General features: G+C 71.3%; 21 protein-coding genes. 14 read left to right on the top strand and 7 right to left on the bottom strand.

Annotation, left to right across the window (positions count from 1 at the left end):
- Positions 1 to 5: 5 nt before the first annotated feature.
- The 4 genes from ACMV5O_RS02955 (at position 6) to ACMV5O_RS02940 (ending at position 3,779) form a co-directional block, all read left to right on the top strand.
- A complete protein-coding gene (locus ACMV5O_RS02955; RefSeq protein ID WP_324539561.1) occupies positions 6 to 638 on the top strand; it encodes a trimeric intracellular cation channel family protein in 633 nt (210 codons plus the stop codon).
- 105 nt (positions 639 to 743) lie between these two features.
- Complete coding sequence (gene yegQ, locus ACMV5O_RS02950; RefSeq protein ID WP_416162332.1) at positions 744 to 2,153, top strand: tRNA 5-hydroxyuridine modification protein YegQ; 1,410 nt, start codon at positions 744 to 746, stop codon at positions 2,151 to 2,153.
- An 8-nt stretch (positions 2,154 to 2,161) separates the two neighbouring features.
- Positions 2,162 to 2,830 (top strand): DsbA family oxidoreductase, encoded by a 669-nt coding sequence (locus ACMV5O_RS02945; protein WP_416162079.1) that lies wholly within the window; start codon positions 2,162 to 2,164, stop codon positions 2,828 to 2,830.
- Between the two features lie 136 nt (positions 2,831 to 2,966).
- Entirely contained in the window at positions 2,967 to 3,779 is an 813-nt protein-coding gene (locus tag ACMV5O_RS02940; protein WP_416162078.1) for an EcsC family protein, read from the top strand.
- Between the two features lie 18 nt (positions 3,780 to 3,797).
- Here the strand turns inward: ACMV5O_RS02940 and ACMV5O_RS02935 are convergent, their stop codons facing one another.
- Positions 3,798 to 6,365 carry an EAL domain-containing protein gene (locus tag ACMV5O_RS02935; protein WP_416162077.1) on the bottom strand — a complete coding sequence of 856 codons (2,568 nt, stop codon included), beginning with the start codon at positions 6,363 to 6,365 and terminating at the stop codon, positions 3,798 to 3,800.
- A gap of 206 nt (positions 6,366 to 6,571) precedes the next feature.
- Between ACMV5O_RS02935 and ACMV5O_RS02930 the strand changes: the two genes are divergently transcribed.
- The 4 genes from ACMV5O_RS02930 to ACMV5O_RS02915 all read left to right on the top strand — a co-directional run bounded on the left by ACMV5O_RS02930 (position 6,572) and on the right by ACMV5O_RS02915 (position 9,954).
- The gene (locus ACMV5O_RS02930) at positions 6,572 to 7,726 is read left to right on the top strand and encodes a glycosyltransferase (RefSeq protein WP_416162076.1); all 1,155 of its coding nucleotides are present in this window, start codon (positions 6,572 to 6,574) and stop codon (positions 7,724 to 7,726) included.
- 67 nt (positions 7,727 to 7,793) lie between these two features.
- Positions 7,794 to 7,997 (top strand): heavy-metal-associated domain-containing protein, encoded by a 204-nt coding sequence (locus ACMV5O_RS02925; protein WP_416162075.1) that lies wholly within the window; start codon positions 7,794 to 7,796, stop codon positions 7,995 to 7,997.
- 71 nt (positions 7,998 to 8,068) lie between these two features.
- On the top strand, positions 8,069 to 9,505 hold the full coding sequence (locus tag ACMV5O_RS02920; RefSeq protein ID WP_416162074.1) for an exonuclease domain-containing protein: 1,437 nt from the start codon (positions 8,069 to 8,071) through the stop codon (positions 9,503 to 9,505).
- 62 nt (positions 9,506 to 9,567) lie between these two features.
- Positions 9,568 to 9,954, top strand: a complete 387-nt coding sequence (locus ACMV5O_RS02915; RefSeq protein ID WP_416162073.1) for a group II truncated hemoglobin — start codon at positions 9,568 to 9,570, stop codon at positions 9,952 to 9,954.
- A gap of 26 nt (positions 9,955 to 9,980) precedes the next feature.
- Here the strand turns inward: ACMV5O_RS02915 and ACMV5O_RS02910 are convergent, their stop codons facing one another.
- The 5 genes from ACMV5O_RS02910 to ACMV5O_RS02890 form a co-directional block, all read right to left on the bottom strand.
- Complete coding sequence (locus ACMV5O_RS02910) at positions 9,981 to 10,535, bottom strand: TlpA disulfide reductase family protein (RefSeq protein ID WP_416162072.1); 555 nt, start codon at positions 10,533 to 10,535, stop codon at positions 9,981 to 9,983.
- Between the two features lie 79 nt (positions 10,536 to 10,614).
- Positions 10,615 to 12,003: a DASH family cryptochrome gene (locus ACMV5O_RS02905; RefSeq protein WP_416162071.1), complete on the bottom strand. Its 1,389-nt coding sequence runs from the start codon at positions 12,001 to 12,003 to the stop codon at positions 10,615 to 10,617.
- Positions 12,004 to 12,254: 251 nt separating this feature from the next.
- Positions 12,255 to 12,413: a DUF2256 domain-containing protein gene (locus tag ACMV5O_RS02900; RefSeq protein ID WP_416162070.1), complete on the bottom strand. Its 159-nt coding sequence runs from the start codon at positions 12,411 to 12,413 to the stop codon at positions 12,255 to 12,257.
- Positions 12,414 to 12,424: 11 nt separating this feature from the next.
- Positions 12,425 to 14,020: a deoxyribodipyrimidine photo-lyase/cryptochrome family protein gene (locus tag ACMV5O_RS02895; protein ID WP_416162069.1), complete on the bottom strand. Its 1,596-nt coding sequence runs from the start codon at positions 14,018 to 14,020 to the stop codon at positions 12,425 to 12,427.
- Entirely contained in the window at positions 13,989 to 15,005 is a 1,017-nt protein-coding gene (locus ACMV5O_RS02890) for an NAD(P)/FAD-dependent oxidoreductase (RefSeq protein ID WP_416162068.1), read from the bottom strand. Before ACMV5O_RS02890 ends, ACMV5O_RS02895 begins: the two co-directional genes overlap by 32 nt.
- A gap of 242 nt (positions 15,006 to 15,247) precedes the next feature.
- On the opposite strand from ACMV5O_RS02890, the gene ACMV5O_RS02885 reads away from it, so the two are divergent.
- From ACMV5O_RS02885 to ACMV5O_RS02875, 3 genes are all read left to right on the top strand, one after another.
- Positions 15,248 to 15,712, top strand: a complete 465-nt coding sequence (locus ACMV5O_RS02885; protein WP_416162067.1) for a DUF3429 domain-containing protein — start codon at positions 15,248 to 15,250, stop codon at positions 15,710 to 15,712.
- Positions 15,713 to 15,749: 37 nt separating this feature from the next.
- Positions 15,750 to 17,087, top strand: coding sequence for an ABC1 kinase family protein (locus ACMV5O_RS02880; RefSeq protein WP_416162066.1), 1,338 nt, complete (start codon positions 15,750 to 15,752; stop codon positions 17,085 to 17,087).
- A 167-nt stretch (positions 17,088 to 17,254) separates the two neighbouring features.
- The gene (locus tag ACMV5O_RS02875) at positions 17,255 to 19,579 is read left to right on the top strand and encodes a putative bifunctional diguanylate cyclase/phosphodiesterase (protein ID WP_416162065.1); all 2,325 of its coding nucleotides are present in this window, start codon (positions 17,255 to 17,257) and stop codon (positions 19,577 to 19,579) included.
- A gap of 21 nt (positions 19,580 to 19,600) precedes the next feature.
- Here ACMV5O_RS02875 and ACMV5O_RS02870 read toward each other — a convergent pair whose 3' ends face one another.
- Positions 19,601 to 20,566 (bottom strand): alpha/beta fold hydrolase, encoded by a 966-nt coding sequence (locus tag ACMV5O_RS02870; protein ID WP_416162064.1) that lies wholly within the window; start codon positions 20,564 to 20,566, stop codon positions 19,601 to 19,603.
- Positions 20,567 to 20,622: 56 nt separating this feature from the next.
- Between ACMV5O_RS02870 and ACMV5O_RS02865 the strand changes: the two genes are divergently transcribed.
- The 3 genes from ACMV5O_RS02865 (at position 20,623) to ACMV5O_RS02855 (ending at position 22,645) form a co-directional block, all read left to right on the top strand.
- A complete protein-coding gene (locus tag ACMV5O_RS02865; RefSeq protein ID WP_416162063.1) occupies positions 20,623 to 21,402 on the top strand; it encodes a 2'-5' RNA ligase family protein in 780 nt (259 codons plus the stop codon).
- 101 nt (positions 21,403 to 21,503) lie between these two features.
- Positions 21,504 to 22,100, top strand: a complete 597-nt coding sequence (locus tag ACMV5O_RS02860; RefSeq protein ID WP_416162331.1) for a chromate transporter — start codon at positions 21,504 to 21,506, stop codon at positions 22,098 to 22,100.
- Positions 22,097 to 22,645 (top strand): chromate transporter, encoded by a 549-nt coding sequence (locus tag ACMV5O_RS02855; protein ID WP_416162330.1) that lies wholly within the window; start codon positions 22,097 to 22,099, stop codon positions 22,643 to 22,645. Before ACMV5O_RS02860 ends, ACMV5O_RS02855 begins: the two co-directional genes overlap by 4 nt.
- The last annotated feature ends 23 nt before the right edge of the window (positions 22,646 to 22,668 follow it).

Raw genomic sequence — 22,668 nt, 5'->3', positions numbered from 1 at the left:
CGCACATGAATCTCCACCCCTTCCTGATCGCCATCGAAGTCGGCGGCACCATCGCTTTCGCCATGTCCGGCCTGATCGAAGCCACCCGCAAGCGCATGGACATCGTCGGCGTGTTCTCGGTCGCCTTCGTCAGCGCCTTCGGCGGCGGCACGGTGCGCGACGTCCTGCTCGACCGCCAGCCCTTCTTCTGGATCCAGAACCAGGAATACCTGTGGCTGGTGCTGGCGATGGTGCTGACCACCCCGCTGTGGCTGAAGACGCTGCGCCACAAGTTCGGCGAGGGCCTGATGGAGTTCGCCGACGCCTGCGGCCTGGGCCTGTTCGCGATCTCGGGCGCCACCATCGCCAACGCCGCCGGCATGCCGGTGCTGGTGTCGATGATGATGGGCGTGATCACCGCGGTGTTCGGCGGCGTGTCACGCGACGTGCTGTGCAACGAGATCCCCAAGGTCTATAGCGACCACCGCCCCTATGCGCTGTGCGCGCTGTTCGGCTGCGGGGTGTTCCTCGGGCTGGACGCCATCGGCCTGCCGCTGCCGCTGTCGACGCTCGCCGGCATCGGCGCGGCCACCGGTTCGCGCCTGCTCGCCCTGTTCCTCGACCTGCGCCTGCCCGCCTGGCCAAAGTACGGCGACTGAAACCGCCGCCAGCGAGCGCCGGCGCAGCGGCGGAATGCGCGGGCTGGACGGGTAGAATGCGGCTTTGACTGCCCCCGCCCGTCGATGTCCGCACCCGCCGCCGCCATGGCCACCCCCCTGCCCCGCCCCGAGCTGCTCGCCCCCGCCGGCACCCTCGACATGATGCGCACCGCCTTCGCCTACGGCGCGGATGCGGTCTACGCCGGCCAGCCGCGCTACTCACTGCGCGTGCGCAACAACAGCTTCGGCCAGCTCGACACGCTCGCCGCCGGCATCGCCGAGGCCCACGCCGCCGGCAAGCTGTTCTACCTGGTCGCCAACATCACCCCGCACAACGCCAAGCTGCGCACCTTCGAGGACGACATGGCGCCGGTCATCGCGATGAAGCCGGACGCCCTGATCATGGCCGACCCCGGGCTGATCATGATGGTGCGCGAGCGCTGGCCGGACGTGGACATCCACCTCTCGGTGCAGGCCAACACCACCAACTACGCCTCGGTGCGCTTCTGGCAGTCGGTGGGGGTCAAGCGCATCATCCTGTCGCGCGAGCTGTCGCTGGACGAGGTCGCCGAGATCCGCGACGCCTGCCCGGACATGGAGCTCGAGGTCTTCGTCCATGGCGCACTGTGCATTGCGTACTCCGGCCGCTGCCTGCTGTCGGGCTACTTCAACCACCGCGACCCCAACCAGGGCAGCTGCACCAATAGCTGCCGCTGGGACTACAAGCTGCACGAGGCGGGCGAAGACGGCGCCGGCGACGTGCGCGCCTGCGGCAGCGCGCCGATCGGCAACCCGCAGGACGCCGGGGCGGTCGGCACCGCCACCCGCAGCAAGCTCGACACGGTGCAGGGCCTGGCGCTCGGCGGCGGACCGCGCCACGTCGGTGGCAGCAAGGTGTGGCTGCTGGAAGAAGGCACCCGGCCCGGCGAGCTGATGCCGATCGAGGAGGACGAGCACGGCACCTACATCCTCAATTCCAAGGACCTGCGCGCCATCGAGCACGTGCAGCGCCTGGTGGACATCGGCGTCGATTCGCTCAAGATCGAGGGCCGCACCAAGAGCCCCTACTACGTCGCCCGCGCCGCCCAGGGCTACCGCCGCGCGATCGAGGATGCGGTGGCCGGCCGGCCCTTCGATGCGCGCCTGCTCGGCGAGCTCGAGGGCCTGGCCAGCCGCGGCTACACCGACGGCTTCTACCAGCGCCACTCCACCCCGGCGCACCAGAACTACCTGCGCGGCCACTCCGAATCCGGCCGCAGTCTGCTGGTGGGCGAGGTGGTGGGCTTTGATGCCACCCGGGGCCTGGCCGAAGTCGAGGTCAAGAACGGCTTTGGCACCGGCGACCGGCTCGAATTCGTGCAGCCCGACGCGAACCACGCGCAGCGCCTCGACCGCCTGCTGGCCGCCGACGGCAGCGCCCTCGAGCGCGTCCCCGGCAGCGGCCGGCGCGTCTGGCTGCCGCTGCCTACCGCTGCCGACCCCGCCCAGCCCTGCTTCATCGCCCGTTTCCTGTGAGCCACCCCATGATCCTCGACATCGACCTCGTCTCCGACTTCGTCTGCCCCTGGTGCTACCTCGGCAAGGTGCGGCTCGACCGCGCGCTCGCCGAGCTGAAGTCCGCACGGCCGGACCTGGACGTGCGCATCAACTGGCTGCCCTTCTTCCTCAACCCGGACACCCCGGCCGCGGGCGAGCCGTATCGGGAATTTCTCGAGGCCAAGTTCGGCGGCCCGATCAAGGCCGAGGCGGTGCTCGACACGGTGCGCGCGGCCGCCGCGGAAGACGGCCTGCGCTACGCCTTCGAGCGCATCCGGACGCGCCCCAACACCTTGCAGGCGCACCGCCTGATGTACCGCGCGCAGTCGCTGGGCCAGACCCAGGCGCGCATCGCCGCGCTCGCCAGTGCCTTGTTCGCGGCCCACTTCCAGGAAGGGCGCGACATCGGCGACAAGGACACGCTGGCCGACATCGCCGCCGCCGGCGGCGAGCGTCGGGAAGTGGTGCGCGAATGGCTGGACGGTCGCGGCAGCGTCGATGCGGTCGAGCGCATGGCCGCCGGCGTGCGCCGCCAGGGCATCGAGGGCGTGCCCTTCTTCATCCTCAACCGCAAGCTGGCGGTGTCGGGGGCGCAGTCGGCCGCGGTGCTGGGCGCGGCCATCCTGCAGTCGCTGGAGACCGGCAAGCCCTCCTGAGGCGGGGAACACCGCGCGCGGGGCCGACGTCTGAGACTGCACCACGACGCGTTGGCGGGCGCCGCGCCCGCGCCCAATGCCGCCCACACAAACCCGCCCCTCGAGCCGCCCAACCGCCGCGAGCAGAATCCTGGCCATGAGCACCCACACCCTGCAACTTGCCGATGCCGACCTGGCGGCCCTCGCCCGCGCGCGCAGCCTGCTGGAAAACCCCAGCCTGGTCGCGCGCCTGAGCAGCTTCGTCGGCAGCCCGCTCGAGCAGGGCATGGCGCGCCTGCCGGCGAGCTGGCGGGCAAAGGTCGGCGGGCTGGCCCATGAAGCCCTGCTGCGCGCCATGGGCACGGCCGCGCGCACGCTCGAGCCCGCGCCGCGGCCGGCCTCGCCGCGCCTGCACAAGCTGCTCGGCTCGGTCAGCGGCGCCGGCGGCGGCGCCTTCGGCGTGGCCGGGCTGACGGTGGAGATTCCGCTGTCGACGGTGCTGATCATGCGCGCCATCCTCGACATCGCACGTGCCGAGGGCGAACACATCGACACCCCGGCGACGCGGCTGGCCGCGCTCGAGGTGTTCGCCCTCGGCGGCAACCAGCGCCACGACGACGCCACCGAGTCCGGCTACTACGCGGTGCGCGCCGCGCTCGCCACCACGGTCAGCGAGGCCGCCCGCCACCTCGCCGAGAAGGGCCTGAGCGCGGAGGGCGCGCCGGCCCTGCTGCGCCTGATCACGATGGTGGCGGCACGCTACAAGGTGCAGATCACGCAGAAGGCGGCCGGCATGCTGGTGCCCGGCATCGGCGCCGCCGCCGGGGCGACGATCAACCTGCTGTTCATGAACCACTTCCAGGACGTCAGCCGCGGCCATTTCACCGTGCGCCGGCTCGAGCGCATCTATGGGCCGGAGGCGGTGCGCAGCGCCTGGGACGCCCTCGCCGCAGCCCCGCGCCCGCGCTGAGCGGCACGTCGGAGCGCCTCAGTCGCCGGCGCCGAACGCCGCCACGAACGCCGTCCACGGCAGCGGCCGGCTGAAGTGAAAGCCCTGCGCCAGGTCGCAGCCCTGGCCGCGCAGCACCTCGAGATGCGCCCGCGTCTCCACCCCCTCGGCCACCACGCGCAAACCCAGGCTGTGGCCGAGCGACACGATCGCCGCCACCAGCGCCGCATCACGCGGATTGCGGTCGATGCCGCGCACGAACAGGCGATCGATCTTCAGCTCGTCGATCGGGAAGCGCTTCAGGTAGGCGAGCGAGGAGTAACCGGTGCCGAAGTCGTCGATCGCCAGGCCGACGCCCAGCGCGCGCAACTGCTCGAGGCGGGCGATGGCGCGATCGGTCCCCTCCATCAGCATGCTCTCGGTCAGCTCCAGCGTCAGCGATTCGGGCGGCATGCCGGTGTCGGCCAGCACGCTGCCGACCATGGCCACGAAGCCCTCGTCGCGGAACTGGCGCGCCGAGATGTTCACCATCATGCGCAGCGGCGGCCGACCCGTCTCGCGCCAGCTGCAGTGGTACTCGCAGGCGCTGCGCAGCACCCATTCGCCAATCGGCACGATGAGGCCGGTTTCCTCGGCGAGCGGGATGAAGTCGGCCGGCGACACCAGGCCGAGGTCGGGGTGCTGCCAGCGCAGCAGCGCCTCGGCCGCCACCAGGCTGCCAGCGCCGGCCTCGACCAGCGGCTGGAAGTACAGCTGCAGCTCGCTGCGCGGCAGCGCGCGGTGGAGCGCGGTCTCGAGCGCCAGATGCTCGAGCGAGCGCGCATTCATCGCCGGCTCGTAGAGCTGGAAGCTGTTGCGGCCCTCGTCCTTGGCGCGATACATGGCGATGTCGGCATTCTTGATCAGGGTCTGCGCGTCGAGCGAATCGTCGGGGTAGATGCTGATGCCGACGCTGGTCGTGACCACCAGCTCGCGACCCTCGATCACCACCGGCCGGCGCAGCGCGCTCACCAGGCGGCGGGCGGTCACCGCCGCCTCGTCCGGCCCCTGCAGGTTGCTGAGGATGACGAGGAACTCGTCGCCGCCCATGCGCGCCACCGTGTCGTCCTCGCGCAGCGAGGCGCGCAGGCGGCTGGCGATCTCGACCAGCAGGCGGTCGCCGACCTCGTGGCCGAGGCTGTCGTTGATGCGCTTGAAGCGGTCGAGATCGACGAACATCACCGCCAGCCGGCTGCGCATGCGCGCGGCGTGGGCGAGCTCGACCTGCAGGCGGTCTTCGAGCAGGCGGCGGTTGGGCAGGCCGGTGAGCGGATCGTAGTAGGCGAGGTCGCGGATACGGGCCTCGTTCTCCTTCAGGCGGCTGATGTCGGTGAACAGCGCCGCGTAGTGGGTGAGCTGGCCATCGCGGTCGCGGATCGCGGTGATGTGCAGCAGCTGCGGATACACCTCGCCCGACTTGCGCCGGTTCCACACCTCGCCCTGCCACTGGCCGGTCTCGCTCAGCTCCGCCCACATGCGGGCATAGAACTCGGGGCTCTGGCGGCCCGAGCTGAGCAGCGAGGGGTTGCGCCCGATCACCTCGTCGGCGCGGTAGCCGGTCAGATGGCTGAAGGCGGGATTCACCGACACGATGCGGGCCTCGGTGTCGGTCACCATGACGCCTTCGAGCGAGCTCTCGATGACCTTCTCGGCCAGATAGAGGCTGCGCTGCGAGGAGCTCAGCGCCAGGTCGCGCTCGCGCAGCGCATGCTGCAGCTCGTGCACATAGGCGAGCTCCATGCCGCTCAGGATGTCCTTGAAGCTGATCAGGTCGCACAGCTCGCCGTCGCCGCCGATCACGCCGACATGGCGGATGTGGCGTTCGGCCAGCAGGGCGCGTACCCGGTACAGGCTGTCGTCCTCCTTGCAGGCGATGAGCGGCCGCTTGGCAAGCTCGCTAACCGCACGCTCAGCCGCGCGGCTGGCGACCAGGCGGGTGATGTCGCGCTCGGTGAGGATGCCGTAACGCCCGGCCGCGCTCGCCGCTTCGGCGCGGCCGAAATCCACCACCACCGCATCCAGCCCGCCCTCGCGCATGCGCCGTGCGGCCTCGCCCAGGCCGGCTTGCGGCGCCAGTGCATGCAGCCCGCCCTTGACCAGGGAATCGACCTTGCGCAGCTTCAGGTAATGCTCGATGCCCTGGTTGAGCACCACGTCCGACTGCGACACGATGCCCACCCGCCGGCCCTCGGCATCCACCACGAGGTAATGGCGCAGGTGCTCCTCGCGAAAGCGCAGCGTGAGCTCATGCAGCCGGGTCGACATCGGCACCGTGCGCACCGGCGTGCTCATGACCGCGCGCACCGGCAGCATGAAGGCCGCCGGGTCGGCGAAGTTCACCGCCAGCGCGTCGCGCTCGGTCCAGATGCCGACCACTGCATCGTCCTCGACCACCAGGATCGAGCTCACGCCGCGCTCGCTCATGCGCCGCGCGGCCTCGTGCAGGGCGAGCCCGGGCGCGCATTCGAGCAGCGCCGGCGAGACGATCTCGCCGACACAGACGTCATCTGCAGGCGCAAACGGCAGCGCGTCGCCGTCGAGGACATTAAGGAATTCTGGGCGGTTCATGATGGCAGCCACAACGCCTGCCGGCCGCCTGCGGCGGCCGGGGCAAGCTATGACCAAGGTCGTAAAGGCAGGATTGTCTCACCCGCGCCGGCGAATGTGCACCGAGCACGTCACGCCGGGCCAGCGATTGGCGCACCCCGCGGCCAGCCCGGTCGCGCCCCGCGCAGCGTCACCATCGGGTAACACGCGGCGATCAAGCTGCGTGAATGCTCAAAGTACTGATGATCTCCGACGTCTACTTCCCGCGCGTGAATGGCGTCTCCACCTCGATCGCCACCTTCCGCCGCGCGCTCGCCGCCCACGGCGTGGAGGCGCGCCTGCTGGTGCCGCGCTACGGCCGCGAGCCCGAGGCCGATGGCGTGGTGCGCATCCGCGGCCGGCGCCTGCCCTTCGACCCCGAGGACCGCCTCGTCGAGCGGCGCGCGATGCAGCAGGCGGCGAGGCGGGAGGCGGCGAACTGCGACCTCGTGCACATCCAGACCCCCTTCCTCGCCCACTACGCAGGGCTTGCCGCCGCCCGCGCCGCCGGCCGGCCCGCCCTGCTCACCTATCACACCCTGTTCGAGGAATACCTCCAGCACTACGCCCCCTTCGTGCCCGCCGCCCTGCTGCGCGGCCTCGCCCGGCGCCTGTCGCGCACCCAGTGCAATGCGGTCGACACCGTGGTCGTGCCCTCCACCGCGATGCGCGACCGGCTCGCCGCCTATGGCGTCGCCGCGCCGATGGAAGTGCTGCCGACCGGCGTCCCGGTGCAGGACTTCGCCCACGGCGACGGCGCCCACTTCCGCCGCCTGTACGACATCCCCGAGCACGCGCCGATGGCCCTATACATCGGCCGCGTCGCCCACGAGAAGAACATCGGCTTCCTGCTCGAGGTGGCGGCACGGCTGCGCGCCCGGCGGCCGGACTTCGTGCTCGTGATCGCCGGCGAGGGCCCGGCCACGCGCAGCCTGCAGCGCCACGCAGACAGGCTGGGACTGGGCCAGGCGGTGCGCTTCGTCGGCTACCTCGAGCGGCGCAAGCGCCTGCCCGACTGCTATGCCGCCGCCGACGTGTTCACCTTCGCCTCACGCACCGAGACCCAGGGTCTGGTGCTGCTCGAGGCGATGGCCGCCGGGCTGCCAGTGGTGGCGCTGGCGGCGATGGGCACGACCGACATCCTGCACGCACAACGCGGCGCGCGCATCGCGCCGGACGAGCCCGCCGGCTTCGCCGCCATCGTCGATCAGGTGCTCGGCGACGACGGCCAGCGCACCCGCCTTGCCCATGCCGCCCGCCACCATGCCGCGCAATGGAGCGATACGCAGATGGCGGCCCGCCTCGCCGCGCTCTACCGGCAGCGTCTCGACGGCCGCCGCTGAAGGCGCCCGCTTGCGCCGCGCTGCCAGCGCGGACAAGATGCGGCTCTCCCCTTCAGGACCGCCCCCCATGCAGACCACCACCCTGACCATCACCGGCATGCGCGACGAGCACTGCCTGCGCCTGGTGACCAACGCCATCCAGGACCTGCCCGGCATCGGCTACCTCGAGATCTCGCTCGACACCGGCGCCGCGACGATCGAACACGGCGCCTTCGTGTCGGCGGCCGACATCTACCAGGCGATCGAGGACGCCGGCTTCAGCGCCCGCTGAAGGGCACGTCGGAAACCGCTGCCGGCACGCACGGTCGAAGCAGGCCCCACCGCACCCGCAAGCCTGCCGCCTTGAACGCTGCCCTCCGCCTGCCGCCAGGCGGCCTCGCCTTCGTGGACATCGAGACCACCGGCGGCCCGTCCCAGCGCGAATCCATCACCGAGATCGGCATCGTCCAGGTCGACGAGGACGGCGTGCGCGAATGGTCGACGCTGGTGCGCCCCGAGTCGCGCATCCCCGACTACATCCAGCGCCTCACCGGCATCGACGACGACATGGTGGCCCATGCGCCAGCCTTTGCCGAGATCGCCGACGCGGTCTTCGACCGCCTCGATGGCCGCCTCTTCATCGCCCACAACGCGCGCTTCGACCACGGCCACCTGCGGGCCGCCTTGCGCCGCGCCGGGCTCGACATCCGGCCGCAGGTGCTGTGCACCGTCAAGCTGTCGCGCCGGCTGTTTCCCGATCATCGCCGCCACGGCCTCGACCACCTGATCGAGCGCCACGGCCTCGCGGTCGCCGAGCGCCACCGCGCGCTCGGCGACGCCCATCTGCTGTGGCAGTTCTGGCAAAAGATCCACGAGCGCTTCCCGCCCGGCCACATCGCGGCGGTCGTGCGCGAGCTGATCGGCCACCCCAGCCTGCCGCCGCAGCTCGACCCTGAGCAGATCGCCGGCCTGCCCGACAGCCCGGGCGTCTATCTGTTCTACGGTGCGCGCGGCGCCGGGACGGAGGCCGGCGCCGGCACCGGCACCGAACCCGATGCCGACAGCCTGCCGCTCTACATCGGCAAGAGCACGCGCCTGCGCAGCCGCGTGCTGTCGCACTTTGCCGCCGACCACCAGAGCGATCGCGAGCTGAGCCTGTCCCAGCAGGTGCGCCGCATCGAATGGATCGAAACGGCCGGCGAGATCGGCGCCCTGCTCAAGGAGGCCGAGCTGGTCAAGCGCCTGCAGCCCACCCACAACCGCCTGCTGCGCCGCAACCGCGACCTGTGCGCGTGGCGCCTGTCGACCGACATGATCGGCGACTGGCAGCTCGAGCTGGTGCATGCCGCCGAGCTCGACTTCGGCCGTCGCGACGACCTCTATGGCTTGTTCCGCAGCCGGCGCGAGGCCACCCACCGCCTGCGCGCGCTCGCCCGCGACCACGCCCTGTGCCCGCCGCTGCTCGGCCTGGACAAGCACCCGCAGGGCACGCGCTGCTTCGACTTCCAGCTGAAGCGCTGCCGCGGCGCCTGCCATGGCGGCGAATCCCCCCAGGCCCACGGCCTGCGCCTGATCGAGGCCCTGCACGCGATGAAGGTGCGGCACTGGCCGTGGCCGGGCGCGGTCGGCCTGCGCGAGGGCGAGGCGATCCACGTCGTCGACGGCTGGCGCTGGCTCGGCACCGCCACCGACGAGGCCAGGCTCGCCGAGCTCCTGGAGTCGGGCCGCCCGGCCTTCGACCTCGACATCTACAAGATCCTGGTGAAGGCGGTGCAGCGCCTGCCGGTGGTGAGGCTGTGAAAGCCGCGCGAGTCTGACACAATCCACAGCCTGCCCCGCCGCCCCTCCCCGACTGGAAACGCATGGAACGGACCACCCCCTACGATGCCATCGGCGGCGAAGCCACCGTCGCCGCGCTCAGCGACCGCTTCTACGCGCTGATGGACAGCACGCCGCAGTTCAAGCAACTGCGCGCGCTCCACCCGCAGGACCTGCAGGGCGCGCGCGACAAGCTCTTCATGTTCCTGTCCGGCTGGCTCGGCGGCCCGGACCTGTTCGTGCAGCAGTTCGGCCACCCACGCCTGCGCGCCCGCCACATGCCGTTCGCGATCGGCACGCAGGAGCGCGACCAGTGGGTCGCCTGCATGCTGCTGACGATGGAAGAGGTCGGCATCGAGGAGGGCATGCGCGAGCGCCTGCTGCAGAGCTTCTTCAAGACCGCGGACTTCATGCGCAACAAGGCGGGCTGATCGCCGCTCAAGTCAGCCAGCGACATTCAGCGCGCCGCCGGCATCACTGCGGCCACCTCCGGGGCCAACTCCCGGAGAATGCGCTGGCCGCGGTCAAGTTTCGCCCTCACAACGCCTTGGGCATCAATCACAACCGCAAGCGGAAGCCCGAACAAGCGACCGAATGCGCCCAACTGGAAAGTCGTTCGCGTCGAACAGTGCTTCGGAGGGCACGAATCTAGCCTTGGCATCGCGACACGCACACCCATGGAGGCCTCGAAGCCGCGTTTGAGGTCACGCTCGGCGTTATCGTCAAAGCTCAGGAAGACCACTTCAAGCCCTTCATCCCGGAACGCCCGGGCGACACGAAGCACCTCCGGCCGCGCCCGATGGCAAGGCGGACACCAGTCGGCGCCAAAATAGAGCAGGACTGGTTTGCCTCGCAACGCCTCGACGGAGAGCGGTGTGCCGTCAAGGTATTCGAAGGTTTCGATTTCCCCCGGGATCTCGTCGATCTCCGGCTTCCATGCGTGCACAACGCCGGGAAAGGCAATCGCGATGGCAAACAAAGTCCTCACCACGTACCGGAACGACCGACTCATGCCCTGCTCCTCCAAGCAATAGGGTGGCCTTCTTCAAACTAGTCGTTCGCGTAAGGCACGCCAAGCCTGAATCGTATGATCACCTCATCCAGCGCCGCACGAAAACGCCCTGTGGGTCGTGCTCGCGGGCCTGCTTGTCGGGGTCGAAGCGCCGCCCGCCGCGCGGGTCGGTGCCGCGACCAGCGATGTAGAGCCAGTTGCCCTGGTTGCTGTACACGTCGTAATCCACCAGTTGGGCCTCGAACCACGCCGCGCCGGCGCGCCAGTCGCAGCCGAGGTCGTGCACCAGGTAGCTGGCGACGACTTGGCGCATGCGGTTCGACAACCAGCCGGTGGCGGCCAGCTCGCGCATGCCGGCGTCGATGAAGGCGTGGCCGCTGCGGCCGGCGCACCAGCGCGCGAAGGCCTCGGGGTCGTGGCCAGGCGCGGGCGCGGTCTCCGCCAGGCCGCGCGCCCGGTACAGGCGGCGCCCATGCTGCAGGTGCAGAAAGCGGAAGTAGTCGCGCCACAGCAGCTCGAACCACAGCCAGTAGGTGCTGTCGTTGGCGCCACGCTCGGCCTCGTGGCGACGCAGCGCGGCGAACGCCACCCGCGCCGACAAGGCCCCCTGCGCCAGCCAGGGCGAGAACTTGCTGGAGAAGTCGATCCCGCTCAGGCCATTGCGGGTGGCCTTGTAGCGCTGCGCCGCATCGCCGGCGAAGTAACGCGCCAGATGGGCGAGCGCCGCCCGTTCTCCGCCGGCGAATTCAGCGCGCCACCAGGGGAAGGACGCCTTGGACCGCGCCTGCTCGTCGATCCTCTCGGCCGCGACCGGTCTTCCCTGCGGGCGGCAGTCGAGCAGCGGCCCGCGAGCGTGCTCCGCTGCATCCCCGCCATCAGCATCAGCCTGCGCAGCCGCTGACGGATGCGCCCAAGGCAAGACGGCAATCTCGGGCAGCGGCGGCAAATCCACTGGCGTCAGGAGCGGCGCCTGCGGCTGCAGCCCGGCGGCCTCGACCGCGCGCCGGAAATCGGTAAACACCTTCGGCAGACGCGCGACCGCAAAGGGCAGCGCCGCCGGCGCAAGCAGGCTGGACTGCCACACGGTCCGCACCTCCAGCCCGGCCGCACGCAATGCCGCGACCTGATCGGCTTCCTCGGGCGCGGCGATGGCCTCGCACACCACGGCGTCGGCGCCGATCGCCCGCGCCAGCGCCGGCAGCACCTCGGCCGGCGCGCCGTGAAGCTGCAGCAGCCGACTGCCACGCTCGCGCAGTTGCGCGTCCAGATCGGCCAATGCGGCGCTCAGGAAGGCCTGCCGGTGAGCACCGCGGCGCACGAAGCCCCAGCGCGTGATCTCGTCCTCCGCAGGGTCGTGGCAATACACCGGCAACAAGCGCCCGGTGTCTGCAGCCGCCTCGCCCAGCGCCAGGTTGTCGCCCAGGCGCAAATCGTTGCGGAACCACTGGATCACGATCCCGGAAGTCATCCCGACACCCCGATCCTCATGGCCTCTTTTCTTCGCCTCTGCCTTTGCATCGAGCCTCCCGCACGCATCCCGGATGCGTGCGGGAGGCTCCCGGAAAGCCGAAGACTGTCGGATCCTGAAGGGCGCTCATTTGCGTACTCTCCGCAAAGCACCGCGCAGCGGTGCAGCCCCGGAAGGAACACCCCGTGCGCGTCCCCCGGCACGACCACCCAACAGAGAGGGTGTCCATCACCGATCAAAGACACGCCCCCTCACCCCGAAGGCCCCAACTTGCCACGACTCCGCCGGCAGCGCTCCGAGCAATAGCGCACCTCGTTCCACACCTTCTTCCAGCGCTTCCGGCACGCAAACGGCCGCCCGCAGCCGGCGCACAGCTTGGTCGGCAGATCGGCCTTGCGTCGCATGCCCATCGCCGTCGCCCTCAGAACCCGAGATCGAGCTGTATCGCGGCCGGCCCGGCATCGCCCCGGCCGCGACCGCGGCGGCCTTCCGGGCGCTTGCGCGAGCCGTGGCGCTCGACGATCGCCGCCTTCGCCGCGTGCACCTCGGGCCGCGCCCGCAGCGCATGCACGCGGGCCTTGGCCAGGCGGGTCGCCGTCTCCAGATCGACCAGCGGCTCCGCAATGTCCTCGCCGACGCGCACCCCATAGCGCGCCTGCAGGGATGGCGGCATGCGCCAGGGCTCGAACAGCCACTCATCCGGCAGCCGGCGCAGCGCCGGCAGCCAGCGGCGCACGAACACGCCCTGCGGATCGTGGTCGCGCGCCTGCTTGATCGGGTTGTACACCCGCGTCGTGTTGATGCCGGTGGTGCCCGACTGCATCTGCATCTGGCTCCAGTGGATGCCCGGCTCATAGTCGAGGAAGGCGCGCGCCAGCCACAGCCCGACCTCGCACCAGTGCAGCCACAGCGGATAGGCCGCCACCGACACCAGCATCGCGCGCATGCGAAAGTTGATCCAGCCCGTCTCGCGCAGCATCGCCACGCAGGCGTCGACCAGCGGCCAGCCGCTGCGGCCGGCGACCAGCGCGGCGAAGTGCGCCGGATTCCATTCCGCCTCGCGCAGCCCGTCGTAGCCGCGGTGCAGGTTGCGGAACTCGAGCGCCGGCTCGCTCTCCAGCTTCTGGATGAAGTGGCAATGCCAGTACAAGCGGCTGACGAAGGCCGACAGGCCCGCGCGCCGGCGGTCGCCTTCGGGCAACTCGGCGATGCGCGCGCGGGTGGCCTGCACCAGCTCGCGCAGGCTCAGGCAGCCCCAGGCGAGATAGGGCGACAGCCGCGAGCAGGCGGTCGGCGCCTTCAGCGGCGACGAGATGCCGCCGCGGTACTGCCCGCTGCGCGCATCGAGAAAGCTCGCCAGCGCATCGAGCGCCGCGCGCCGGCCACCCTGCTGGCGCCGCGGCGGCTGGAAGGGATCGAGCCCGAGCACGATCGCCTCGGGCGCACGCACGGCGACGATCGCCCCTTCCGCCACGCAGTCCGTCGGCCCCGCGGCGGCATCGGCCGGCTGCAGCGCCGCGGGCAACATGGCGAAGCTCAACCCCGCCGGCAGCAAGGCCTGCGGTGCGGCCACCTGCGCCTCCCACGCCGCCTGCCAGCGGTCGCGGTCGGCGAGCCGGCGCACCACGCCGAACTGCGGCACTTCGTGCCAGCGCACGCCGCGCGCGCGACACCACGCCGCCACCGCGCGGTCGCGGGCGTAGCTCGCGCCGTTGCCGGTCTCCTCGTGCGAATACAGCGCGGCGAAGGGCGCGGCGGCGTGCAGGCGGTCGAGCACCGCGACCGCCTCGCCCACCATCAGGTGCAGCCGGCCCCCGAGGCGGCGCAGCGCCGCATGCAGCTCGCGCGCGCTCTCGAGCATGAACGCGTAGTGCTGACGTGCGGCGTCGGGCTGCGCCCACAGGCTCGGCTCGACGATCGCCACGCACAGCACCGGCCCATGGCGCGCCGCCGCGGCCAGCGCGCCATGGTCGGCGAGGCGGAAGTCACGCTTGAACCAGACCAGGCCGTAACTCATCGCGCACGCTCGCCAGCACCTTCTGCGCCAGCGCATGACCGCTGAGCCAGGCGCCTTCGACCCGGCCGCCGTTGAGCCAGTCGCCGCACAGCCCGAGGCCGGCGCCGCCATGCCAGACGCAACCGCCCTCGACGCCCGAGTCGGTGATCGCATAGCGCCAGCGGTGCGCCGCCCACGCCAGTGGCGCGGCGCCGCCCAGCTCACAGAAGGCCGCGATCAGCGCCGCGGCGATCTGGTCGGGCCCGTCCTCGAGGTGGGCCTCGCTCCACGCCGCGCTGGCATGCAGGGTCCAGGTCTCCATGCCCTCGCGCCCGGGCTTGCTGGTGTCGCGCGCGATCCAGCGCAAGGGCCCGTGATTGACGAAGGCGGCGTCGAAGTCGAGCGCCAGCGGCACCTCGAAACGCAGCATCAGCGCCCAGCAGCCCTGCATGCGCGCGCCCGCCGCCACCGCAGCCAGGGCCGGCGACACCGGTTGCAGCAGGGGCACGGCCTGTGGCGCCGGGGTGGCCAGCAGCACGCCGTCGAAGGCCTCGGCCAGCACGCCACGCTCGACGGTCGCCAGCTCCCAGCCATGTTCGTAAGCGTGCAGCGCGCTCACCGTGGTCTGCACGCGCAGGCCCAGCCCGTCGGCGACCAGACGTGCCGGCGCCGTCATGCGCGGCGTGCCGACGTAGCGCGCCTCCTCGCTGCCGCCCGCGCGCCGCCCGTCGGCGTCGACCACCGCCAACCGCGGCTGCCAGCGCGCCGCCACCCCCGCCGCCTGCCAGCGCGCGAGCTCGGCCTGGAACAGCGGGTCGCGCGCGGTGAAGTATTGTGCGCCGTGGTCACATGCCCAGCCTTCGCCGCGGCGTGTGCTCATACGGCCGGCGGGGCCGCGGCTCTTGTCGAAGACGGTGACCTGCACACCCGCGTCGGCGAGCGCACGCGCGCAGCTCAGGCCGGCGATCCCGGCGCCCACGACGGCGTAATGGAGAGGAGGCTTCATGGTGGCATCCATGGCGGGCGGACGAGGGGGCGAGGGGCGTGGAACGTGCGGGCGGCAAGGACGAGCATCCGGGCGATGCGCCGAATATACTCTTTTTGTCCTGGACAAAATAGGTTTCCATTACTAGCATCACCTCATCCTGAAGGCTTTCTATTCGGCTTTACGCCGGAAGACTCATCAACTCGTCCTGGACATTTATCTGCCATCCAGCTCAATTCCCACCCGGAGCTGTCACGCAACGCATGATGAACCCTGCGCACCCCGACGCCCTCCGCCGCACCGCCCAGTGGCTTGGCTATGGCGGCCTGATCCCCTTCCTCGTCCTCGCCCCGGCCAGCCTGCTCGACGTCCACCATGGCTTCACCTGGAGCGATGCGCTGTACGCCTACGGCGCGGTGATCCTGAGCTTCGTGTGCGCCCTGCACTGGGGCTTCGCGATGGCGCTGCCCGGCCTCGACGACGCCCGCCGCGTGCGCACGATGGCATGGAGCGTGGTGCCCTCGCTGATCGCCTGGCCGTCCCTGCTGCTGGTGCCGATGGAGGCCGCGGTGCTGCTGGTGACCGGCTTCGTGCTGCATTACGTTCAGGACCGCCGCCTCGCCCGCCACGCCGCGCTGCCGGCCTGGTATCTGCCGCTGCGCCTGCAACTCACCACGGTCGCCTGCCTCAGCCTGATCGCCGGCGCCTTCGTCCCGCTGCCGTACTGAAGTCCCACGCTGCATCCACGCCAAGGAGACCGGGCCCATGCACAGCGACGCTCACACCAGCCACACCGACGCGCGCGCCAGCGCCGTCCCCGGCGGCCGCCTGTCGCGCCTCGCCCGCCTGAGTTCGCTCGCCACCGGCGTGGCCGGCGGCATGCTCGCCGAGGGCGCGCGCCAGCTCGCCGCCGGCAAGCGGCCGACGGTGAGCGAACTGATGCTGACCCCGGCCAATGCACGCCGCGTCGCCGACCAGCTCGCCCAATTGCGCGGCGCGGCGATGAAGGTGGGCCAGCTGATGTCGATGGACGCCGGCAACCTGCTGCCGCCCGAGCTGGCCGACATCCTCTCCCGACTGCGCGAGGACGCGCGCACGATGCCGATGAGCCAGGTGGTGCAGGTGCTGGAGACGCACTGGGGCAAGGGCTGGGAGCAGGGTTTCGAGCGCTTTTCCTTCACGCCGGCGGCGGCGGCCTCGATCGGCCAGGTGCATCGCGCGCGCAGCGTCGACGGCCAGGAACTGGCGATCAAGCTGCAGTATCCCGGCGTGCGCCGCAGCATCGACAGCGACGTGGACAACGTCGCCACCCTGCTGCGCGTGTCGGGCCTGCTGCCGAAGGCGCTCGACCTCGCGCCCTTGCTCGCCGAAGCCAAGCGCCAGCTGCACGAGGAGGCCGACTACCGGCGCGAGGCCGAGTGCCTGCAGCGCTTCGCCGCGCTGCTCGAAGGCGAGGCCGACTTCGTGCTGCCGCAGCCGGTCGCGGCGCTCACCCGCAGCGACATCCTCGCCATGCACTGGGTGGAGGGCGTGGCGGTGGAGTCGCTCGACGACGCCACGCAGCCGCTGCGCGACCGCATCGCCACCTTGCTGATTGGGCTGCTGTTTCGCGAGCTGTTCGAGTTCCGCCTCATCCAGACCGACCCCAACTTCGCCAATTACCGCTACGACCCCACCGGCGAGCGCCTCGTGCTGCTCGACTTCGGCGCCACGCGGGCCTACCCCGCAGCCGTGGTCGAGGCCTACCGCCGCCTGCTGGCGGGCGCGCTCCACGACGACCGCGCCGCCATGAGCGAGGCGGCGCAGACGATCGGCTACTTCCAGAACCACATTCACGCCCACCAGCGCGAGGCGGTGATCGCGCTGTTTGCCGAGGCCTGCGAGCCGCTGCGCCACCACGGCACCTACGACTTCGGCGCCAGCGACCTCGCCCGCCGCATCCGCGACGCCGGCCTCAGGCTGAGCATGGAGCGCGACTTCTGGCACACACCGCCCGCCGATGCACTGTTCCTGCATCGCAAGCTGGGCGGGCTGTACCTGCTCGCCGCAAGGCTGAAGGCCCGCGTCGATGTGAGCGCCCTGGTCGCGCCCTGGGTGGACTGAAGCCGGGCACGGCCGCACCCGCGGCAAGCCCGCGCCAGGATGTGCCGCCACACAGGAGCCCGGCGGGCCGAGCGGCGCCCGCCGGGGACGGCCAAGGCGTGCAGAGGGGGAACGATCCATGGCAGCATTCGGGCTTACTCCCCCTTGCAAGCGCCTTGCCCCCAAGCATGAACCTGGATCAAAGCGTTCGATTACAGCAGCGGATCCAGTCCTTCGCCCTCACCGGCATCCTGCTCACGGGCCTGCTCGTCGCCCTGGCGACCGCCATACCGATGTACCAGCACGTGCATGCGCTGGCCGAGCGCGCGCTGGCCGATGCGGCACGCGGCCAGGCGCGCGCCGCCGGCCAGTTCCTCGCCAAGAGCGCCGACATTGCGCGTCAGATCGCCAGCCGCAGCGCGGTGCGCGACAAGCTCGCGCAGTACAACCGCTGGGAGATCAGCCTCGCGGAGCTGGTCGACTTCTCCGCCAGCCGCATCCGCGATGCGCTCGACCAGGCGGGGCATATCGCCGGCATGGTGCGCTTCGACCGCGACGGCGATCCGGTCCTCCAGCTCGGTCTGCCGCTGCCGTGGGCCGCGCAGCTGCGGCTGGCGAACGGCCCCAGCGACGCGGTCTTCCTTGGCGCAGTCGAGTCGGCCAGCGGCCGCTACCTGCTGGTCGGCGCGCCGATCCTGTCGCGCGAGGGCGACTGGATCGGCAGCGACGTGCTCGCCTTCGAGCTCGCGCCGCTGGAGAAGATGCTGTCGATGCACTCGGCGGACGGCGCGCCAGCCGCGCGCCAGCTGCTCTACCACGCCGGCAGCGCGACCGCGCTGGAATGGCTGCCGCAGGCCGGGCAGGCTGCAATCGTCGCCTTTGGCGCCGGCGCGCCGGCGTCCATCCGTCAGGCCATGGAGGGTCAATCCGGCTTGTTGCGCCGGGCCGGCGCCGACGGCGACGAGGTGGTGGTGTTCCTGCCGGTGGACGAGGCGCCCGACTGGGCCTATGCGCTCGTCACGCCGGCACGCGCGTTCTCGCAGCCGATCTGGGCCCAGCTGCTGTTTCCGCTCGCGACCATCGCCTTGCTCGTGCTGCTCGGCGCCTTGCTGACCACGCACGCCATCCGCCCGCTGACGCAGCGTGCGCTCGCCCAGTCGCGCCGCCTGATCGAGCTCAGCGAGGCGCAGCGCCGCGCCATCAGCGCGCAACAACTGGCCGAGGAGCGCCTGCGCCATCTCGCGCATCACGATGCGCTCACCGATCTCCCCAACCGCAGCCTGCTCAGCGACCGCCTCGGCGTCGCCATGGGCCACGCGCGACGCAGTGGCCGGCCCCTGGCGCTGTTGTTCATCGACCTCGATCGCTTCAAGTATGTGAATGACAGCCTGGGGCATCCGGTGGGCGACCGCCTGCTGCAGACGGTGGCACGACGCCTGCAGGCGGTGCTGCGTGACGGCGACACGCTCGCCCGCCTCGGCGGCGACGAGTTCGTGGTGCTGGTCGAGAGCCTCAACGCCGCCGAGGATGCCGAGCGGGTGGCGCAGAAGCTGCTGGCGGCGCTGCAGGCGCCGGTGCTGCTGGACGGCCATGAGCTCTTCATCGGCGGCAGCATCGGCATCAGCCTGTTTCCAAAGGACGGCGACAGCATCGAGGCCCTGGTGCGCTGCGCCGATTCGGCGATGTACCGCGCCAAGGAGGCCGGGCGCAACACCTACCGCTTCCACACCCGCGAGCAAGCTACCCAGAGCCGCGAGCGCTTCGACCTCGAGCACGGCCTGCGCCACGCCGTCGAGCGCGGCGAGCTGCGCCTGCTCTACCAGCCCCAGGCCGACTGCCGCAGCGGCGCCATCATCGGCGTGGAGGCCCTGCTGCGCTGGCACCACCCCGAGCGCGGCGTGGTGCCGCCCGACCGCTTCATCCCGCTCGCGGAGGAGATCGGCCTCATCGGCCACATCGGCCAGTGGGTGCTCGACACCGCCTGCGCCCAGGCGCGGGCCTGGGAGCTCGCCGGGCATCCGTTGCGCGTGGCAGTCAACCTGTCGGGGCAGCAGGTCTCGGCCGACGGCCTGGTGGAGGTGGTCCGCACCGCGCTGAGCACGTCCGGCGTGTCGCCGCGGCTGCTCGAGCTCGAGGTCACCGAGGGCCACATCCTGAAGCGGGTCGAGCACTGCATCGACACCTTGCACCAGCTCAAGGCGCTCGGCATCACGCTGGCGATCGACGACTTCGGCACCGGCTACTCCTCGCTGAGCTACCTCAAGCGCCTGCCGGTGGACCGGCTGAAGATCGATCGCAGCTTCGTCGAGGGCGTGCCGGCCGATCACGACGATGTCGCGATCGTCGCCACCATCCTGGCGATGGCGCGCAACCTCGGCCTGGCGGTGATCGCCGAAGGCGTGGAGACGCAGGACCAGCTGACGCACCTGACTGCGGCGCAGTGCGACGAGTACCAGGGCTACCTGCTCGGCCGCCCGATGCCGGCCGCCGACATCCTCGTCCCCGCAGACTGAGGCGCGGCCGCCGCGTGGGCCTCAGTCCCGCTGCAGAAAGGCCTCTAGCGCGGCCGCCACGGCCTCGGGCTGATCGTGCTGCAGGTTGTGGCCGGCGTCGGCGATGGTGAGCACGCGATGGTCGGCAAAGCACGCGAGGCGCTGGCGCAAGGCCTCCGGTTCGGTGGCGAAGCGCTCGTTCACATAGCCGTGCTCGGCGAACAGCATCAGCGTCGGTGCCGTCACCTGGCGCCAGCAGGCCATCACGTCCTCGATCCGATAGACGAAGGGCGATGGCAGCTTGTGCCAGGGGTCGCAGGCCATCTCCACCCGGCCGTCGGCGCCGATGCGGCCGACGTGGCGGGCGAGGAAGGCCGCGCGCGCCGCGCTGAGGCGCGGATTCACCGTCTGCAGGCGGCGTGCGAGCGCGGCAGAGTCCTCATGCACCGGCAGCCGCGGCGGCTGGGCCTGGGCGTCGAGCCACTTGCGCAGCAGCACGGGCGAGGCGGCATCGGGCGGCGGCTTGAGGCCGAGAAAATCCATCATCACCAGCTGCGCCACGCGCGCCGGGCGCAGGCCGGCATACACCCCGGCGACCGCGGCGCCCATGCTGTGGCCGACCAAGCGCACCGCCTGCCCGGGGGCATAGTGATCGAGTAAGACCTCGAGGTCGGCGTAGTAGTCGGGGAACCAGTAGCCATGGCCGAGCCAGGTGCTGCCGCCGAAGCCGCGCCAGTCGGGCGCGATGAGCTGCCAGTCCTTACCCAGCGCATCGACCACGAACTGGAAGGTGGGTGAGGAATCCATCCAGCCGTGCAGCAGGAACAGGACGGGCGCGTCGGCCGGCCCCCAGCGCCGCACGCTGTAGTCGAGACCGCGCACCGGCACGCGGTCGAGCGTGGATGGCACATGCGCGACGCCATCGGCGCCGCTGCCGGGCAGGTGGGTGAAAGCACGCCCGTCGATGCGGGCGGCGTCGTTTTCCGGGACAATCGCGTTCTTGTTCATGAGCCGATTCTAGCTGTCCGCCGCCACCCTTCGCAGCGCAACTGCCGCACGCCCCGATGAGCGACACCTCGACCCTGCGCCGGCACTTCCTTGCCGAGCCCCTCACCGTGCGCAACGAGCGCCGCGATTTCCCCGATTGGCATCGCGGCCGTCCGCATTACCTGCTGTGGGCGCTCGACGTCGACACGCCTGCCCTGCGCGAGCGCGTGGCGATGGCGCAGGACGCCCTCGATGGCCTGCTGCTCGGCGGCTACCGGCGCCAGCTGCATGTCACCGTGGCGCTGTGCGGCTTCCCCGCGCGCGACCGGACACCGGCGGCGGACGAGTTCGACCCCCGCCTCATCGTCCGCCAGGCCGGGGCGCTCACCGCCGCCGGCGTCGGCGCCTTCGACATTGCCATCGGCGGGCTGGAGAGCTTTTCCTCCGCCCCCTTCCTGTCCGTGCAGGACGACGGCGATGCGCTCGCCACGCTGCGCCGCTGCCTGCACCTCGACGGCCCGCATCCGCAGGGCCGCTATGTGCCGCACGTCACCGTCGGCCTGTATGCCGATGCCTGGCCCACGGCGGAGGTGGCGCGACGCTTCGCCGCGCTCGACGCGGCACCGGGCATCCGCTGCCGCATCACCCGCCTGAGCCTGATGGGCTATGTCGCGGCGGAGATCGGCGGTGCCCTGTTCACCCTGGCCGACTACCGCCTCGACAGCGGCCGCCTGCACTGGCACGCCGCGGCCGCGGCCTGCCTCGGCACCCTGCCGTCGGACGCGGAGGCCGCCTCGCCGCAGGCCCTCCCCACCGCAGCGGCGCGGGCCGACCACCACGGCGCGGAGGTCTCGTGAAGCCCGACGCCAGGCCCTCGCCGGCCACGCCCTCACCAGATTCCCGTGCCCCGACCAGCGCGGCCGACGCCCGCTCCGGCCCCGCCGACGCGGCCACCGCGATCGAGGCCAGCGCCCGCCCCGCCTCCCCGTTCGCGCTCTTCATCGCTTTCAGCCTGCTCGCGCTGCAGGGCTTCGGCGGCGTGCTCGCGGTCGCGCAGCGCGAGCTGGTGGACCGCCGCGGCTGGCTCAGCCGGCATGAATTCATCGAACTTTACGCAGTGGCGCAGCTGCTGCCCGGCCCCAACGTGGTGAACCTGTCGCTGATGGTGGGCGACCGCTACTTCGGCGGCCGTGGCGCCTTCGCGGCGATCGCCGGCATGCTGCTCGCACCGATCGTGCTGGTACTGGTGCTGGCCGCGAGCTACCAGCAGCTCGCCCAGCACCCGGCGGTGGCCGGCGCGCTGCGCGGCATGGGCGCGGTCGCCGCCGGGCTCATCCTGGCGATGGCGCTGAAGATGCTCGCCACCCTGCGCGGCAACGCGCTCGGCCCGGCGCTGTGCACCCTGCTCGGCCTCGGCACGCTGGTGACGATCGCGGTGTTGCGCCTGCCGCTGGCCTGGGTGGTGATCGGGCTCGGCCTCACCGGCTGGGGGCTGGCGCGCTGGCGCATCGCGATCGCGCAAGCGCGGGCACGCGAGGAGGACGAGCGATGCTGAGCACCCTGCCCGCGGGCGACCTGCTCGAACTCTTCCTGCGCTTTCTGGTGCTGTCGCTGCTGTCGATCGGCGGCGCGATGTCCACCGCGCCCGAGATGCACCGCTACCTGGTGGTCGAGCGCGGCTGGCTGGGCGAGGGCGACTTCACCACCGCGATCGCGCTCGCCCAGGCTGCGCCCGGGCCCAACGTGCTGTTCGTGCCGGTGTTGGGCTTCCAGGTCGCCGGCCTGACCGGCGCGGCGGCGGCGCTGCTCGGCATCCTGCTGCCGTCGACGCTGCTGTCGCTGGGCGTCAGCCGCTGGGGCGCGACCCGCCGCGACACGCCGCTGGTGCGTGCCTTCACCGCCGGCCTGGCGCCGGTCACGGTGGGCCTGGTGTTCGCCACCGGCTGGCTGCTGGCGCTGCCCTTCATCGGCGATGGGGCTCATCGCGCTGGGGCGCTCATCCTGATCGGGCTCACCATCGTGGTGACACTGAAGACCCGGCTGGCGCCGATCTGGATGATCGTGGTCGGTGCGCTGGTGGGTGCCTTCGGCGGCCTGTAGCGCGCGGCGCGCGGGCGGGAAAC

Origin of the sequence: Thauera sp. WH-1 (genome assembly GCF_047806685.1) — a bacterium.
In the GTDB taxonomy this organism is placed as follows: domain Bacteria; phylum Pseudomonadota; class Gammaproteobacteria; order Burkholderiales; family Rhodocyclaceae; genus Thauera.
Note: the sequence above shows the minus strand (reverse complement) of the source record. Positions and strands in the feature narration are given on the sequence as shown.

Coding starts and splice junctions, on each gene's coding strand:
- ACMV5O_RS02955 (WP_324539561.1), top strand. CDS start 6: ATGAATCTCCACCCCTTCCTGATCGCCATCGAAGTCGGCGGCACCATC.
- yegQ (WP_416162332.1), top strand. CDS start 744: ATGGCCACCCCCCTGCCCCGCCCCGAGCTGCTCGCCCCCGCCGGCACC.
- ACMV5O_RS02945 (WP_416162079.1), top strand. CDS start 2,162: ATGATCCTCGACATCGACCTCGTCTCCGACTTCGTCTGCCCCTGGTGC.
- ACMV5O_RS02940 (WP_416162078.1), top strand. CDS start 2,967: ATGAGCACCCACACCCTGCAACTTGCCGATGCCGACCTGGCGGCCCTC.
- ACMV5O_RS02935 (WP_416162077.1), bottom strand. CDS start 6,365: ATGAACCGCCCAGAATTCCTTAATGTCCTCGACGGCGACGCGCTGCCG.
- ACMV5O_RS02930 (WP_416162076.1), top strand. CDS start 6,572: ATGCTCAAAGTACTGATGATCTCCGACGTCTACTTCCCGCGCGTGAAT.
- ACMV5O_RS02925 (WP_416162075.1), top strand. CDS start 7,794: ATGCAGACCACCACCCTGACCATCACCGGCATGCGCGACGAGCACTGC.
- ACMV5O_RS02915 (WP_416162073.1), top strand. CDS start 9,568: ATGGAACGGACCACCCCCTACGATGCCATCGGCGGCGAAGCCACCGTC.
- ACMV5O_RS02910 (WP_416162072.1), bottom strand. CDS start 10,535: ATGAGTCGGTCGTTCCGGTACGTGGTGAGGACTTTGTTTGCCATCGCG.
- ACMV5O_RS02905 (WP_416162071.1), bottom strand. CDS start 12,003: ATGACTTCCGGGATCGTGATCCAGTGGTTCCGCAACGATTTGCGCCTG.
- ACMV5O_RS02900 (WP_416162070.1), bottom strand. CDS start 12,413: ATGGGCATGCGACGCAAGGCCGATCTGCCGACCAAGCTGTGCGCCGGC.
- ACMV5O_RS02895 (WP_416162069.1), bottom strand. CDS start 14,020: ATGAGTTACGGCCTGGTCTGGTTCAAGCGTGACTTCCGCCTCGCCGAC.
- ACMV5O_RS02890 (WP_416162068.1), bottom strand. CDS start 15,005: ATGAAGCCTCCTCTCCATTACGCCGTCGTGGGCGCCGGGATCGCCGGC.
- ACMV5O_RS02885 (WP_416162067.1), top strand. CDS start 15,248: ATGATGAACCCTGCGCACCCCGACGCCCTCCGCCGCACCGCCCAGTGG.
- ACMV5O_RS02880 (WP_416162066.1), top strand. CDS start 15,750: ATGCACAGCGACGCTCACACCAGCCACACCGACGCGCGCGCCAGCGCC.
- ACMV5O_RS02875 (WP_416162065.1), top strand. CDS start 17,255: ATGAACCTGGATCAAAGCGTTCGATTACAGCAGCGGATCCAGTCCTTC.
- ACMV5O_RS02870 (WP_416162064.1), bottom strand. CDS start 20,566: ATGAACAAGAACGCGATTGTCCCGGAAAACGACGCCGCCCGCATCGAC.
- ACMV5O_RS02865 (WP_416162063.1), top strand. CDS start 20,623: ATGAGCGACACCTCGACCCTGCGCCGGCACTTCCTTGCCGAGCCCCTC.